At 67.7% G+C, this 12,948-nt stretch carries 14 protein-coding genes; 6 read left to right on the plus strand and 8 right to left on the minus strand.

Features of this window, described 5'->3' with window-relative positions; all coding sequences use genetic code 11:
• Positions 1-26: 26 nt before the first annotated feature.
• Both IPP98_04645 and IPP98_04650 read right to left on the minus strand, forming a co-directional pair.
• On the minus strand, positions 27-1,376 hold the full coding sequence (locus tag IPP98_04645; protein ID MBL0178400.1) for a tryptophanase: 1,350 nt from the start codon (positions 1,374-1,376) through the stop codon (positions 27-29).
• Positions 1,377-2,124: 748 nt separating this feature from the next.
• Positions 2,125-4,866, minus strand: coding sequence for a S9 family peptidase (locus tag IPP98_04650; GenBank protein ID MBL0178401.1), 2,742 nt, complete (start codon positions 4,864-4,866; stop codon positions 2,125-2,127).
• A gap of 415 nt (positions 4,867-5,281) precedes the next feature.
• On the opposite strand from IPP98_04650, the gene IPP98_04655 reads away from it, so the two are divergent.
• The 3 genes from IPP98_04655 to IPP98_04665 all read left to right on the plus strand — a co-directional run bounded on the left by IPP98_04655 (position 5,282) and on the right by IPP98_04665 (position 7,168).
• Positions 5,282-5,683 (plus strand): hypothetical protein, encoded by a 402-nt coding sequence (locus IPP98_04655; protein MBL0178402.1) that lies wholly within the window; start codon positions 5,282-5,284, stop codon positions 5,681-5,683.
• A 442-nt stretch (positions 5,684-6,125) separates the two neighbouring features.
• Positions 6,126-6,986 carry a hypothetical protein gene (locus tag IPP98_04660; GenBank protein ID MBL0178403.1) on the plus strand — a complete coding sequence of 287 codons (861 nt, stop codon included), beginning with the start codon at positions 6,126-6,128 and terminating at the stop codon, positions 6,984-6,986.
• Complete coding sequence (locus IPP98_04665; GenBank protein ID MBL0178404.1) at positions 6,983-7,168, plus strand: hypothetical protein; 186 nt, start codon at positions 6,983-6,985, stop codon at positions 7,166-7,168. Before IPP98_04660 ends, IPP98_04665 begins: the two co-directional genes overlap by 4 nt.
• A gap of 119 nt (positions 7,169-7,287) precedes the next feature.
• On the opposite strand, the gene IPP98_04670 is transcribed toward IPP98_04665, so the two are convergent.
• From IPP98_04670 to IPP98_04695, 6 genes are all read right to left on the minus strand, one after another.
• A complete protein-coding gene (locus tag IPP98_04670; GenBank protein MBL0178405.1) occupies positions 7,288-7,821 on the minus strand; it encodes a DUF3291 domain-containing protein in 534 nt (177 codons plus the stop codon).
• Between the two features lie 11 nt (positions 7,822-7,832).
• Positions 7,833-8,132, minus strand: a complete 300-nt coding sequence (locus IPP98_04675) for a hypothetical protein (protein MBL0178406.1) — start codon at positions 8,130-8,132, stop codon at positions 7,833-7,835.
• Entirely contained in the window at positions 8,129-8,650 is a 522-nt protein-coding gene (locus IPP98_04680) for a hypothetical protein (protein MBL0178407.1), read from the minus strand. Before IPP98_04680 ends, IPP98_04675 begins: the two co-directional genes overlap by 4 nt.
• Positions 8,651-8,972: 322 nt before the next feature.
• Positions 8,973-9,257: a hypothetical protein gene (locus IPP98_04685; protein MBL0178408.1), complete on the minus strand. Its 285-nt coding sequence runs from the start codon at positions 9,255-9,257 to the stop codon at positions 8,973-8,975.
• 106 nt (positions 9,258-9,363) lie between these two features.
• Positions 9,364-10,119: a hypothetical protein gene (locus IPP98_04690; GenBank protein ID MBL0178409.1), complete on the minus strand. Its 756-nt coding sequence runs from the start codon at positions 10,117-10,119 to the stop codon at positions 9,364-9,366.
• 48 nt (positions 10,120-10,167) lie between these two features.
• Positions 10,168-10,575, minus strand: a complete 408-nt coding sequence (locus IPP98_04695; GenBank protein ID MBL0178410.1) for an NUDIX domain-containing protein — start codon at positions 10,573-10,575, stop codon at positions 10,168-10,170.
• A 224-nt stretch (positions 10,576-10,799) separates the two neighbouring features.
• On the opposite strand from IPP98_04695, the gene IPP98_04700 reads away from it, so the two are divergent.
• The 3 genes from IPP98_04700 (at position 10,800) to IPP98_04710 (ending at position 12,933) form a co-directional block, all read left to right on the plus strand.
• Positions 10,800-12,209, plus strand: coding sequence for a DUF4932 domain-containing protein (locus tag IPP98_04700; GenBank protein ID MBL0178411.1), 1,410 nt, complete (start codon positions 10,800-10,802; stop codon positions 12,207-12,209).
• 78 nt (positions 12,210-12,287) lie between these two features.
• The gene (locus IPP98_04705) at positions 12,288-12,728 is read left to right on the plus strand and encodes a hypothetical protein (GenBank protein MBL0178412.1); all 441 of its coding nucleotides are present in this window, start codon (positions 12,288-12,290) and stop codon (positions 12,726-12,728) included.
• On the plus strand, positions 12,703-12,933 hold the full coding sequence (locus IPP98_04710; protein ID MBL0178413.1) for a hypothetical protein: 231 nt from the start codon (positions 12,703-12,705) through the stop codon (positions 12,931-12,933). The genes IPP98_04705 and IPP98_04710 overlap by 26 nt, the downstream gene beginning before the upstream one ends.
• Positions 12,934-12,948 lie beyond the last annotated feature (15 nt).

Consider the following 12,948-nt stretch of genomic DNA (forward strand, 5'->3'; position numbering starts at 1 on the left):
CACGGAAGATAGCGTCCCACCTGCAGTCAGTGGGCCGACGGCAGCACGAAGCCCGGTTCAAGTTCGTTGCCGGTGCCCCGCGAGGCATCGAGCACCTTCGGCGCCCCCACCGGTTCGAAACGCGCCTGGAAGAAGCGGAGGTACTCCGGCTCGTAGCAGAACTCGAGGCCGTGCACCCGCTCCCGGTCCTCGTACAGGGCGATCACGCTCTCGGTTACCACGTCCATGTGGGCCTGGGTGTAGACCCGGCGTGGGATGGTCAGCCGGACCAACTCGAGCTGGGGATAGCGATTCTCGCCGGTCACCGGATCGCGCCCGGCAGAGACGGCGCCGCGCGCCATCGCCCGCACGCCTCCCTCGACATAGAGCGCCGCCGCGAGCGCCTGCGCCGGGAACTCGCTCCGCGGCACGTGCGGCAGCATTGCCGCCGCGTCGAGGAAGACCGCATGCCCGCCGATCGGCGTGACGATCGGTACGCCGGCCTCCTGCAACCGCTCGCCCAGGTAGTACACCTGCCCGATCCGGCTGCGGATGTAGTCCTCTTCCACCGATTCGCCGATGCCGATCGCCATCGCCTCGAGGTCGCGCCCGGCGAGGCCGCCGTAGGTGTGGAGTCCTTCGTAGACCACGACCAGGTTCTGCGCCTTCGCGGCGAGTGCCGGGTCGCGATCGCGGAGGCCGGGCTCGCGCTGCTGGATGAACCACGCATTCTCCACCGCACGCGTGGCGTCGAGCATCACCTTGATCCCGCGCGCGTGGCAGTAGGCCGAGACCTCGCGCAGGTTGGCAAGGCTCACCGGCTGTCCGCCGGCCAGGTTCACCGTCACGGCCACGCAGATGTAGGGGACCCGCTCGGCGCCGACCTCCTGTACGAGGCGGTCAAGCTTGACGAGATCGACGTCGCCCTTGAACGGGTGCGGCGAGGCGGGATCATGCGCCTCATCGATGATGACATCGTGGAAGGTCGCCCCGGCCAGCTCCTGGTGAAGCCGGGTGGTGGTGAAGTACATGTTGCCGGGGACGTGGTCACCCGGCTTGATCAGCAGCTTCGAGAGGAGGTGCTCCGCCCCACGCCCCTGGTGCGTGGGGATCAGCTCCTCGTAGCCGTAGGTGTCGCGGACCGCCTTCTCCAGGTGATAGAAGTTGCGCGAGCCGGCGTAGGCTTCATCTCCCATCATCATCCCGGCCCACTGGCGATCGGACATCGCACTGGTGCCGGAATCGGTGAGGAGGTCGATGTAGACGTCCTCGGAGCGAAGCAGGAAGGTGTTGTAGCCGGCGTCACGGATGTGGCGTTCCCGCTCGGCGCGGGTGGTCATGCGGATCGGCTCGACAACCTTGATCTTCCAAGGTTCGGCCCAGCTGCGGTGGCGCATCGGTCCCGTGCTCCCGGCGGGCGGCAGGCGCCGCGCCAGTGGAAGGCAACGCCGGTGCAGGGGCGGGGGGGACACCGGTGCCGAATCATAGCGCCGGATCGACCCTGACGGGGCACGCTGGCGACGGGGCGAGGAAGACGAGAGATTACACGGCCTCTCCCTCACACCCTCGGAGTGACCGTCATGCCCGTGCCCGTCCTCGAACGCCCCACCACCGCCGACTACGCTGCCTACTACCAACGCTATATCGAGCTCGTCCCCGCCGGCGATCTCGTCGCCATCCTGACGGCCCAGCGCGACGAGCTGCTCGCCCTGATGGCGCCGATCAGCGAGACGGGTGCCGGGCATGCCTACGCCCCGGGGAAGTGGACCATCCGAGGAAGTCATCGGGCACCTGACCGACACCGAGCGGGTCTTCGCCTACCGGGCCACCGCCTCTCGCGCGGCGACGCGGCGCCATTGCCGGGCTTCGACCAGGACGCCTGGATGCCGCACGGCGAGTACCAGCAGCGCCCGCTGCCCGACGTGGTGGCCGAGTGGCGTGCGGTGCGCGACGCGACGATCGCGCTGCTCCGGGCAATGCCGTCACAGGGGCTGGCAGGGCGAGGCGTCGCCAGCGACAATCCCGTCACCGCGCTGGCAGCGCTCACCATGATTCCCGGGCATGTCGATATCACTTGCGCCTCTTTCGCGAGCGCTATCTCCCCGGCCTCGGTTGAGCGCGCCGAGGCCGGAGGAGGCGCCGCGGTTACTTCGGTTCCTTCAGCGTCTCCTTCGCGATGTAGGGGACGCCGTCGGTCAGCCACTTCGGCGCCGGCGTGCCGCGCAGGTAGTGGTCAAAGTACTGGAAGTAGCGGATGGTCAGGTCCTTCCGGTTGGCCAGCCCGCTGAGCCCGTGGCCCTCGCCCGGGTAGGCGAGCATCACGGCGTTCTTGCCGTTGAAGCGCAGCGCGTTGTAGAAGTTCATCCCCTCGGTGAACGAGACGGTCGGGTCGGCCGCGCCGTGCATGATCAGGAACGGCGCGGTCACCTCGCGCACGTGGGTGATCGCCGACTCGAAGTGGTAGCGCGCCGGATCGTCCCACGGCGAGAAGCCCCAGCGGCCCTGGCCGAGCATGTAGTAGTTGTTGCCGTTGGCGCCGCTGCCACCGGTGACCTGGTAGCTCCACCCCCAGCTCTGGCTGAAGTCCGTGAAGAGATCGGTCACGCCAGCGCCCATCCCCACCGCTGCGAAGAGGCGGGAGCGGGTCCCGATGAACGCCGCGCCCTCGCCACCGTAGCTGTGGCCGTGCACGCCGATGCGCTTCGGGTCGACGTAGCCCATCGCAATCACCTTCTTCGTCGCCGCCTCGACCGCGTCGAGCATGTCGCTGTGCGACGTCCCGGTGTGGAAGAAGACGTCGGGGAGCATCGTGGCATAGCCGCGGCTCACCGCCTCGATCGGCATCCCGCCCATGCCGGTGATGAACGACGGCGACGGGTAACGGTGCATCGTCTGCGAGTTCTTCTCGTAGAAGGTCACCAGCATCGGGAGCTTCTGGCCCGCGACGTAGTCATCCGGCAACGCCAGGATGCCCTGCAGCTTGTCGCCGCGTCGGGTGGTGTAGTCGAACAGCACCCGCTTCCCCCAGCGGTACTCGCCCTGCTGGGGATTGATGTCGGTCTGGCGCGCGGGTGATGCAAACGAGCCATCGGCGAGCAGCAGGTCGGGGAAGTCGCGGAAGGTCTGCCGGGTGTAGAGGAAGCGCTCGGCCCCCGCGGCACGCACCGGCGTGCTGTAGGAGGCGTCGTCGAAGACAAGCTGCTGCACCTTGCCATCGGCCAGACGGAAGAAGCCGGCCTGCTTGGTGAACTCGCCGTAAGCGGAGAGGGTGAGCGGCTTGCTCAGGTCCCATTCGCGGGCGGCGCGCGAGGCCCGGACGACCGACGAGTCGATCGGCTCGGTGCGGATCGGTCGCAGCACGATCTGACGGGCCGCGCCGACACCGGTCGTCAGGTTCTTCGGCGCGACCCCGGCCGCAAACGGAACCAGCCAGAGATCAAAGCGCTCGCTGATGATCGCGCCACTGCCGTCCTTGGCATAACCGACGACCCCGTACGGCGGGCGCGTGCCGGGGTAATCCCATTCCATGTTGGTGAAGCGGGCCGCGCCGACGGTGAGTGGGCGCATCGTTCCGGCGGCGAGATCGTAGCCCTGCCAGGCACCGTTCTGCCAGGACAGGAAGGTCCGTCCGTCGGGCGCAATGCCCTCGACGTACGGCCCCGTGAGTTGGCCGGTGAGGAACTTGGTGCGTTCGCCCGTCTGCAGGTTCACGCGGTAGAAGTCTGCCGCGGGGCGCTTGTAGTCGGAGATGTAGGGTCGTGGATCGCTCCCGACCGCCCAGGTGCCGGCCTCGGGCAGTTCGAGCTCGCGCATGCTCGAGTCGGTGAGGGTGATGTACCGGCCCGGGTGGGCAAAGGCCTGCGTGAAGGTGCGGTTGCGCTCCCGGTCCACTTCGTTCATCTGCTGCGACTGGATGCGCTCGTCCTGGGTGCGCCAGACATCGACGTCGGCAATCGAGTCGGTGCTCTTCTTCTTCGCGGTATCCGGGGCGGGCGTCTGCGGCATGATGCCGAGATAGACACGCTGGCCGTCGTCGCTCCAATCCAGCGCGGCGCGCTCCGACACCACGAAGCCCTTGGGGAAGCCTGCGGTCGTGGCCGGGTCGAGCACGGCGGGGGTGCGGGTCGCCGCGAGGTTGCCGAAGACCAGGAGGCGGTTGTTCCGCTCCCGCATCTTCTCGACTTCGCGTCCCTTGAGCACCGCGAGGCCGGTACCGGCATCGTTCCAGGTCAGCCGGCTGTAGCGGAGCGAATCGTTGTCCAGCGGCTCGGTGCGGCTGGTGGCGAGGTCGAGCAGGAAGACGCCATTGCCGTCGCGCACCGCGGCATCCACGGTGTACGCGAGCTGGGTGCCCCCCTTGTTGTAGGCCAGCTCGCCGACGCTCCCGAGAAACTGCGATCGGCCGGTGGCCAGATCGTGCACGATCACGTCGACGCCGCGCGCCGCGTTGGCGCCACCGGCGGGGGCTGCCCCGGCGGCTGGCGTCGGCGGGCGACGACGCAGCACCAAGTGGCTCGACGTCGGCGAGAAGGTGACGCTCTGCACCTCTTGCCAGACGCGGACGGTGCCGGTGGCGAGTTCGCGCAACTCCCAGCGTCGGGGCAGCGTCGGCGCGGCCGCGCCGGCGCGCCCGCCGGCGCCTGGGGCTGGCGCCACCGGGGGCGCACCCGGCACCGGGGCTGGAATCGGCGCCGGTGCTGGCGGCGTCGTGACGGTGTCGCCCGCACTCCCGCGCGCCGCCGGCTTCTTCGCCGGTGGCTCGACCTGATACGCGATCCACTTCGCGTCGGCCGAGAAGACCGGCTGCGTTGCGTCGGCGATCTCGATCTCGCTGTTCGTCGTCAGGTTCTTCAGGTGGAGCACCGGCTTGGCGTCGGGCGTCACCACGTTGGTGAAGCGGACGCCGTAGGCGAGCCACTTGCCATCGGCCGAGAGCTTGGCGTTGTCGATCGAGCGCCAGCGCGAGTAGTCCTCGACGCCGAGGTGAACGGCGAACAGCGAACGGCGAACAGGTCAGCCGCGCCGCCCGCCCGAGCGCTGCGAAGGGTCAGGCCGCGGCATTGTCGTCGAATGTACCGCGCAATCCGTCGAATGCCGAGCGGGGTGGTCGTTATGGGCCCAACCTTTGGCGGCGCCATGAGTATATCTCAGTGCGGGAATGACCCCGCTCCGGAGGCCCCATGCGATTTCCGATTGCGCGCCGTGTCTCGACGCTGGCGCTTGCGTTCGGCGCGATGCCGCTGGCGATGTCCGCCCAGACGCCGCTCCTCGCCCGATCCACCGCGAGATTCCGCTTACCAACATGATCCGGCGTGCCTTCACCGCCGGAGCGCGATTCGACCGGCCGACCGGGCCGAACTACTGGCAGCTCCGCACCGACTATCGGATCTCGGCGCGACTCGACCCCGCGACCGGCATCCTGACCGGCACCGAGACGCTCGCCTTCCAGAACACCAGCGACACGCCGATGCGCCAGGTCGTGCTCCGGCTCGACCAGAACATCTTCGCGCCCAACGTGCCGCGCGCCGAGGCAATGCCGTCGCTCACCGACGGGATGAAGGTGACGCGGCTGGTGGTGAATGGCACTGCCGTCGACCTGACGCCGCCGGCCGGCGGGCGTGGTGCCGGCGGGCGAGGCGCAGGGGGTGCCCGGCGCCGACGCGGATCTTCGTCAACGGACTCAACCCAGACCGTTGCCAGATGACGACTCCCGACGCCGATCGCCGCGGGGCCTCGGCGACGATCGAAGCGGACTGGAATTTCCGGGTGCCGCTGGTGGCTGGGGCGCGGCCTCCGCATGGGCTCGTGGGGTGACTCGCTCTTCCAGGTGGCGCAGTGGTACCCGCGGCTCGCGATGTACGACGACCTGCGCGGCTGGGACACCGATCCCTATCTCGGCCCCTCCGAGTTCTACAACAACTTCGGCCACTTCGACGTGACGATCGATGTCCCGGCGGGATGGGTGGTCGGCGCGACCGGACTGCTGCAGAACCCGGAGCAGGTCCTCACGCCAGCCGTCCGCGAGCGGCTCTCCCACGTGCTCGAATCCGATTCGACCCGGATCATCGTCGGGCCCGCCGACTTCGGCGCCGGCAAGGCGACGGTCGCGGGCGATCGGCTCGTCGTGGCGCTTCGTCGCGGACACCGTGGGCGACTTTGCTCTGGGGACGTCGAACCAGTTCGTCTGGGACGCGACCCGCGCGACGATTCCCGGCAAGGGGCCGATCCCGGTCTATGGGATGTACCTCCCCGGGCACGCCACCGCCTACGCGCGCGGCGGCGCAGTCAACCGGCACGCGCTCGAGTTCTACTCGAAGCTCTGGATGCCCTACGCCTTCCCGATTCTCACGATGCTCGATGGCCCCGACGGCGGCATGGAATATCCGATGACGATCTTCTCGGGTGTCGGTGCGGCTGACCACGAGACGGGCCACCAGTGGTGGCCGATGATGGTGGGCGTCAACGAGACCTGGTACGGCTTCATGGACGAGGGCTTCAATCAGTACATGAACCAGCTCTCGAGCGCCGACAGCCGCGGACAGCCCGCGCGGCTCGATGGCGCCGGCCAGAACTATGGCCGGACCAGCGGCGACGAACGCGAGGCGCCGCTGATGTGGGACGCCAACTACGGCGGGCCCCAGTACTCCTTCCAGGCATACGGCAAGGCGCCGCTCATGCTCTCGATGCTTGGGGGCGTGGTCGGTGACAGTGCGGTGCAGCGGGCGATGAGCGAGTACGCCAAGGCGTGGCGCTTCAAGCATCCCTCGCCGTGGGACTACGCCAACTTCATGAGCGACGCGCTCAAGAACCGCGCGCCGGAGCTCGGCTGGTTCTGGTACTCGTGGCTCTTCACCACGGACGCAGTCCAGGGCTCGATCCAGAAGGTCGTCACCACGGGACTCAAGACGACGGTGACGGTGCCAGGACGGCGCAATGCCCTCACCAGTGGTGCTGAAGGTGCAGTTCGCCCCGAAGGGCAATCCGGCCGATGCCGGGCGTCACCATGACTGACTCGGTCACGGCGATCGTCACCTATCCGGTGAGCATCTGGTTCGACGGTCGTCGCAACTTCAACGCGGTGCTCTCCTTCGGTGGGCGCGCGATCGAGAAGATCACGCTCGATCCGTTCGGCCGCTTCCCCGATCGGGATGTGACGGACAATGTGTGGCCGAAGGCGGCGCAGCCGTGAAGTGAAGGTGAGGGGTGAGGGGTTCTGTCATCCCGAACAACGCGAGGGATCTGCGTGGTCGCGAATACGCAGGTCCCTCGCGTCGCTCGGGATGACTGGGTCCCCTCACTCCTCACCCCTCACCCCTCACCATTCTTCTCAACGATCCTCTTCACCCGATGCCGCTCCACCTCCGTCGGCCTCCCTTCCGCATCAAACGGCTGCTTGAAGGTGAACGCTTCCGGCGTCGAGCCCATCGTGTGCAATTGCTCCAGCCTCTCCACCGCCTCGGCCCAGGTCGGCTGGTGCGCGTCGTCGACCCACCACGCCACGTAGGATGGCCATTCCGGCGGGCGGAACCACGCCTTTCGTTGGCGCAGTGATTCAGCGTGCTGGCCGCCGTAGGCGTAGGCGAACACCGTCTCGAGGTCCTGCCAGAGCGAGAGCGACCGGGTCACCTGGGGCGCGTCGTCGGGCGCGACGAACGACGGCAGCACCGGTTCGCCCCAACTGTGGCGGCCGGTGTCGGGGTCGACGCGTGACTGGTCGAGGAATCCCTCGGCGCGTTCTGCGGCTGCGTTGGTCGGGTCGATCGCGGCAAGGAACGATGCCGAATCGGGATGCTGCCGCGGGGCGCGGAGGATGGCGAAGGTGAAGAAGGCAAGGCGTGGCATCGCCGCGAAAGCTAGCGCCCCACTCGATAGCGGACGACACCCTGCAGGTCGTCGGCGTCGGTGATCGTGCCCCAGATGGTGCCGAGCTCGGCCGCGCGCAGCGTGATTTCGCTCGGCACGGTGACCACGCCGACGGTCACGCCCTTCGGATCGAGGACCAGCCACCGATGCCCGGGCCCGAGGGTGCGCTCCTCGAGCCAGACGGAGTAGTCGCGGCCGAGGATGACCCTCCGGATCGGCGGGAAGTTCGGGTAGGGTTTCGGATTCGGCATCGCGGCGACCGCGGCCGGCGGCGAGTCCTTGATGATCATCGCCCGGATCGCGGCCAGGCTGTCTGCTGCCCCTTCGTGGCCGGAACAGGCACGTACCCGATCGAGCGCGAGAACCGGGTCACGCCCTGGTCGTCGACCACGGTGACACGATAGCGCGCCGCCTTTCCCTCGCTCACCTCGACATCGACCGACGCGACGCCTGTGCCGCCGTCCCAATCCGTTGCAAGTGGCGAAGGACAAAAGGGAATGCCGGTCGTGCCGCTGCCTTTCGCGTAGCGATATTCGACGATGCACTTGTCGAGGGGCCGCGCAAGCAACCGCGTCTTGAACTCGCCGCTTGGTGCGATGCGCACGATGAGGGCAGCGCCCGAGTCCAGGCCGGCCGCCCAGCTTGGGCGGGGACTGGTGGGGCGAAAGGACGCGACTGCACGGAGGTCGCCTCCAGGCAACACGGCCTGGGTGGAATAGGCGATCGGCAAGTCATTTCGCCCCAGCCCCAGCGACAAGGGCTCGGGAAATCCCCTGACGTACTTGAAGTCGGGACCGAAGATGCTCACCCGGGAAAGGCTCGGATCCAGGGCCCAGAGGGAGTCTCCGACGAATCCGATCCGGGTCGGATTCTGGAACTCTCCCGGTCCGCCCCCGCTGCGACCGATCGTGGAGACACCACCGTTTGGCCCGAAGGCCTTGAGGAGCTTCTGCTTCCGCTGGGGCACCACGATCTGGCCGCGAGGTGATAACGCGACCAGGCTGCACCGAAGCGAGATCCGCCTCCTCGGGCGGAATGAGCAGGTCCCGCGTGATCGTGAGGGCCTTGGGCGCTTGCGATGGCCCTGAGTGGCAGGGCCAGGGTGCAGGCCGCCACCGCGAGCCGGGCGATCATCGCCCCACCCGATAGCGGACGACGCCCTGCACGTCGTCGGCGTCTTTCGTCAGGCCCCAGATGGTGCCGAGTTCCGCGACCTGCAGCTCCACTTCGGGTGGCAGCATGACGGCGCCAACTGTCGCACCCTTCGGGTCGAGGACCAGCCACCGATGTTCGGGCCCTGCGATTCGCTCCTCGAGCCAGACGGAGTAGTCACGGCCGAGCACGACACGGCGGATCGGCGGATACGTCGGATATGGTGTCACCTTTGGCATCGCCGCCACCATCGGAGCAGGCATTCCCTTTTGCGATTCCTTCCGCCGTGCAAGCATGCTGTCCATCGCGGGCTTGCTGATCGTCAAAGGCGTGAACGGAAACGATCGTGCGAATCGCGTGACGCCCTGCTCATCGACCACGCTGACTCGGTAGCTCTTCGTCTTGCCCGCACCCTCCTCGACGTCGACCGACGCGACGCCAATCGATCCGTTCCAGTCGGTGGACACACGCTCCGGGCAGAACGGGATCATCGTGGTGCCACTGCCCCTTGCTGAAGGTGTACGAGACCTGGCACTTCGAGCGCGCGGCGACCAGCAGGCGGCGCTTGTACTCGCCCGCCGGCGAGATGCGAACAAGCAGTGTGGCGCCGGAGTCGACATCCGTGGCCCAGCTCGGCTTCGGGGCCGTCGCTCGGAGGGAGGCGATTGCGCGCAAGTCACCGCCCGGCAGCACGGCCTGGATGAAGTAGCTCACCGGGCGACTCGCGGCGCCACTCGTGGCCGACATCGGCTGGGGGAAGGTCCGGACATACTTGAAGTCGGGGCCGTAGATGTTGACGCGCATCAGGACTGGGTCGAGGGCCCAGAGCGTGTCGCCCATGAAGCCGACCCGGGTCACTCGCTGGAACTCGCCGGGTCCGCTCCCTTTCTGGCCGATGGTACTCGTCGCGCCGCCGGGGCCGAACACCTTGATCAGGTTGTCGTCCATTTGGGCCACCAGAATCTGGCCTTTCGGGGAGACTGCGACGACTCCGCTGCCCGACAGATCGGCATCGCTCGGCGGCACCAGCAGGTCCCGCGTGATCGTGAGGGTCTTCGGCGCTTGTGCCGAGAGGGAGATCGGCGACACGATCGCGGCGGCAGCTACCAGAAGCGCGAGGCGCATGAGACGCTCCAGCGAAGGGGAGGGGTATCCCCCGAATCTACGCGGCCCCTAGCCCCGATGGCGGAATCCCCCCGCCAGCAGGTTCCGGATCGGCAGGAAGAGCGGCTCCGGCAGCGCCCCCCAGTCGTACCACCGCCACTCGGCGCACTTGGTCGGCTCCAGCACCATGGGCTCCCCGCCCGATGCCTCCGCGATCACGTACAGCGTGACATAGTGCTTCCCCTCGGCCTCGAAGCGATCGTTGGTCCACGGCCCGAGCACGGGACCCGTGATGACGAGCCCGGTCTCCTCCAATGCTTCACGTGCGGCGCATTCCTCCACCGACTCGCCGTCCTCCAGATGCCCACCCGGGAATTGCCAGCAGCCGTCGCCATGCGACGTGGAGCGCCGCAGGCCGAGGAGGACGCGGCCCTGACGCTCGATGATGACGGCGACGCCAATGCTGGGGAGGCGCATGCGGAAGGGAGGGCTCGTGGTGAACGGTGAACGGTGAATGGTAAGGGGAGGGGGGGTGAGGGGTGAGGGGGACCTACGACCCACGACCTACGACCTACGACCTACTGACACCCCGATTCCCGCAGAGGGAGGTTGGCGTTTCAGGTTGATGCATCCCTTTCGCCAGTTCCGGCGTCTGAGCTTCCGGAACTGTCCTTCTGACCTGTTTGCCCGGATGCCGTGCCATGATTCGACTCCGCTCCCTGCTGTTCCTCGGGTTGCTGCACCTGACCGACCTGCCCGCCCAGGTCCCGACGGTCCGAGTGGACCCTCGTATCGAGTTGACGACAATCGCCTTCCGGCTGATCGGTGCCGAGGAATACAACCAGTGTCAGCTCCCGGGGTACGCCGCCGACATTGATCGGCACTTTGCTCCGTTTCGTGAGCACCCTGCGCTCAAGCTGGCGGCATCGATGCGGGCCACGCACGGCATCGGCTTCGACGCGGTACCGTTTCTGGCGATTGCCCTGACTGATCCGCCGACCCTCGCGGAGCGTGTTGTCATTGGCGCGAACGGCGAGGGACTCAGTGATCGGCGATGGGCCGGCCCCCACGCACGGCAGTTCATAGCGGCCCTGCGGCAGTTCGCCGAGGAGAGCAAGTTCGCGGAGTTCTTCGCAGCGCATCGTGCCCTGTACGACAGCGCCACGGCACGGATGCAGCGCTTCATGGGGGGGCAGGTGGAGTGGCCCTGGTTCACCGCCTTCTTCGGCGAGGCCCCAACGGCGCGCTTCATGGCCGTCCCCGGGATGTGCAATGGCGGCGGCAACTACGGTCCGCGCGTCCTCCCGACAAATGGCCCCGAGGAGCGCTACGCCATCCTCGGAATGTCGCGGGTCGACAGCGCCGGGTTGCCGGTCATGCACGCGGGTGGACTGCCGACGGTGATTCACGAGTTCAACCATTCCTTTGTGAATCCGATGGTGGCGCGTCATCGCGAGGCGTTTCGCGGGGCCGGACTGCAGCTGCTGGCCGACTCGACGGTCCGCGCGATGATGGCGGCGCGCGCCTATGGCGACTGGGAAACGATCGTCAACGAGTCGTTGGTCCGCGCCGCTGTCGTGCGTTACCTCCGCGCCACGCAGGGAGACTCGGCCGCCACGGTCGAGCTCCAGGCACAGGCGTCGATTGGCTTCCTCTGGATCGGCGCCCTTGATTCGGCGCTTGCCGCCTATGAGGCATCGCGCGCGACCTACCAGAAACTCGAGCAGTTCGTCCCGCAGTTGGCAGGGGTCTTCGGCGCTGCCGCACGTGACATCAGGGCGACCGTTGCGCGGCTCGAGGCGAGCCGGCCGAAGATTGTCGCCTTCACGCCGACCCACGGTGCCGCGGAGGTCGATCCGACCGATTCGTTGATCACGGTGCGGTTCGACCGGCCAATGGGCCGCGGCCTCTCGATCAACTACGGCCCCCTCGGTCAGGCGGCAATGCCGAAGGTGGTGGGTCGGTCCTGGGACAGCACGGGTACTGTCCTGACGCTGAAGGTCGGGCTGCAGCCGGCCACGAGCTATCAGATGCTCTTCTTCGGCGCCGGCTTCCGGAGCCGTGACGGCGTGCCGCTCGCGGAGCGGTTGTTCACGTTCAAGACCAGATAGCCGAGTCGCTCATCGCGAGGTACTCTTGGGGCGGCCTCCCGCATCGGGATGGTCGCCCCCTTCGCTTCCGAGGCTCTCATGCGCCGCCTCCTCCTGAACGTCGTCCTTGCGGCCCTCGCGCTCGGCGTGACCGCGCTCCCGGCGCAGCAACGTACCCCGCCAGCGAAAGTGAAGTTGAGCGCAGTCCTCACCGCCTTCCTCGTCGACTCCGGTATTCGGACCACCGCCCTGCCGTGGGCCACCGGCAGCGCCCTCCCGATTCGCTGGGCCACCCCGGCCGCCGTTGCGGTAGCCGATGCGGGCCTGATCAAGGCCGGCACCACGCAGGCTCGCGAAGGCCGTTTCCTCGGCACCCTGGGCGACAGCGTCGCACTCTGGATGCAAATCACCCTGCGCGGCTCCGCAATCGGCTTGACGGGGATGTCGATCGCGCTCGATTCCATGGAGGTCACCGGCCCACGCGGGCAAGGGCGGCTTCTTCCTGACGCGGGAGATGATCGAGCAGGCGCTGAAGAATGACGGCCTCACCTTTCAGCCGCTCAAGTGCAAGCGCGAGACCGAAGGCGCCTCCTACGGCAACCTGGTCGACGCGGTCAAGGCGCCTGGCAAGACGGCGTCGGGCCTCTGGTGGGAGTGGCACATGGAGTCGCAAAACCTGAAGGTGTCGCTGAGCATGCTGTATCGGAAGGCGGAGATGGCGCAGGTGGAGTGTTATTCGGGGTGAGGGGTGATGGATGAT

Source organism: Gemmatimonadota bacterium (assembly GCA_016720805.1).
In the GTDB taxonomy this organism is placed as follows: Bacteria; Gemmatimonadota; Gemmatimonadetes; order Gemmatimonadales; family GWC2-71-9; genus Palsa-1233.

What these genes read in the sequence shown, in the direction of transcription:
- IPP98_04675 (MBL0178406.1), bottom strand. Translation starts at nt 8,132, where the DNA reads ATGATCATCAAGGACTCGCCGCCGGCCGCGGTCGCCGCGATGCCGAAT.
- IPP98_04690 (MBL0178409.1), bottom strand. Translation starts at nt 10,119, where the DNA reads ATGCGCCTCGCGCTTCTGGTAGCTGCCGCCGCGATCGTGTCGCCGATC.
- IPP98_04710 (MBL0178413.1), top strand. Translation starts at nt 12,703, where the DNA reads ATGATCGAGCAGGCGCTGAAGAATGACGGCCTCACCTTTCAGCCGCTC.
- IPP98_04705 (MBL0178412.1), top strand. Translation starts at nt 12,288, where the DNA reads ATGCGCCGCCTCCTCCTGAACGTCGTCCTTGCGGCCCTCGCGCTCGGC.
- IPP98_04665 (MBL0178404.1), top strand. Translation starts at nt 6,983, where the DNA reads ATGACTGACTCGGTCACGGCGATCGTCACCTATCCGGTGAGCATCTGG.
- IPP98_04670 (MBL0178405.1), bottom strand. Translation starts at nt 7,821, where the DNA reads ATGCCACGCCTTGCCTTCTTCACCTTCGCCATCCTCCGCGCCCCGCGG.
- IPP98_04685 (MBL0178408.1), bottom strand. Translation starts at nt 9,257, where the DNA reads ATGCCTGCTCCGATGGTGGCGGCGATGCCAAAGGTGACACCATATCCG.
- IPP98_04655 (MBL0178402.1), top strand. Translation starts at nt 5,282, where the DNA reads ATGATCCGGCGTGCCTTCACCGCCGGAGCGCGATTCGACCGGCCGACC.
- IPP98_04700 (MBL0178411.1), top strand. Translation starts at nt 10,800, where the DNA reads ATGATTCGACTCCGCTCCCTGCTGTTCCTCGGGTTGCTGCACCTGACC.
- IPP98_04695 (MBL0178410.1), bottom strand. Translation starts at nt 10,575, where the DNA reads ATGCGCCTCCCCAGCATTGGCGTCGCCGTCATCATCGAGCGTCAGGGC.
- IPP98_04645 (MBL0178400.1), bottom strand. Translation starts at nt 1,376, where the DNA reads ATGCGCCACCGCAGCTGGGCCGAACCTTGGAAGATCAAGGTTGTCGAG.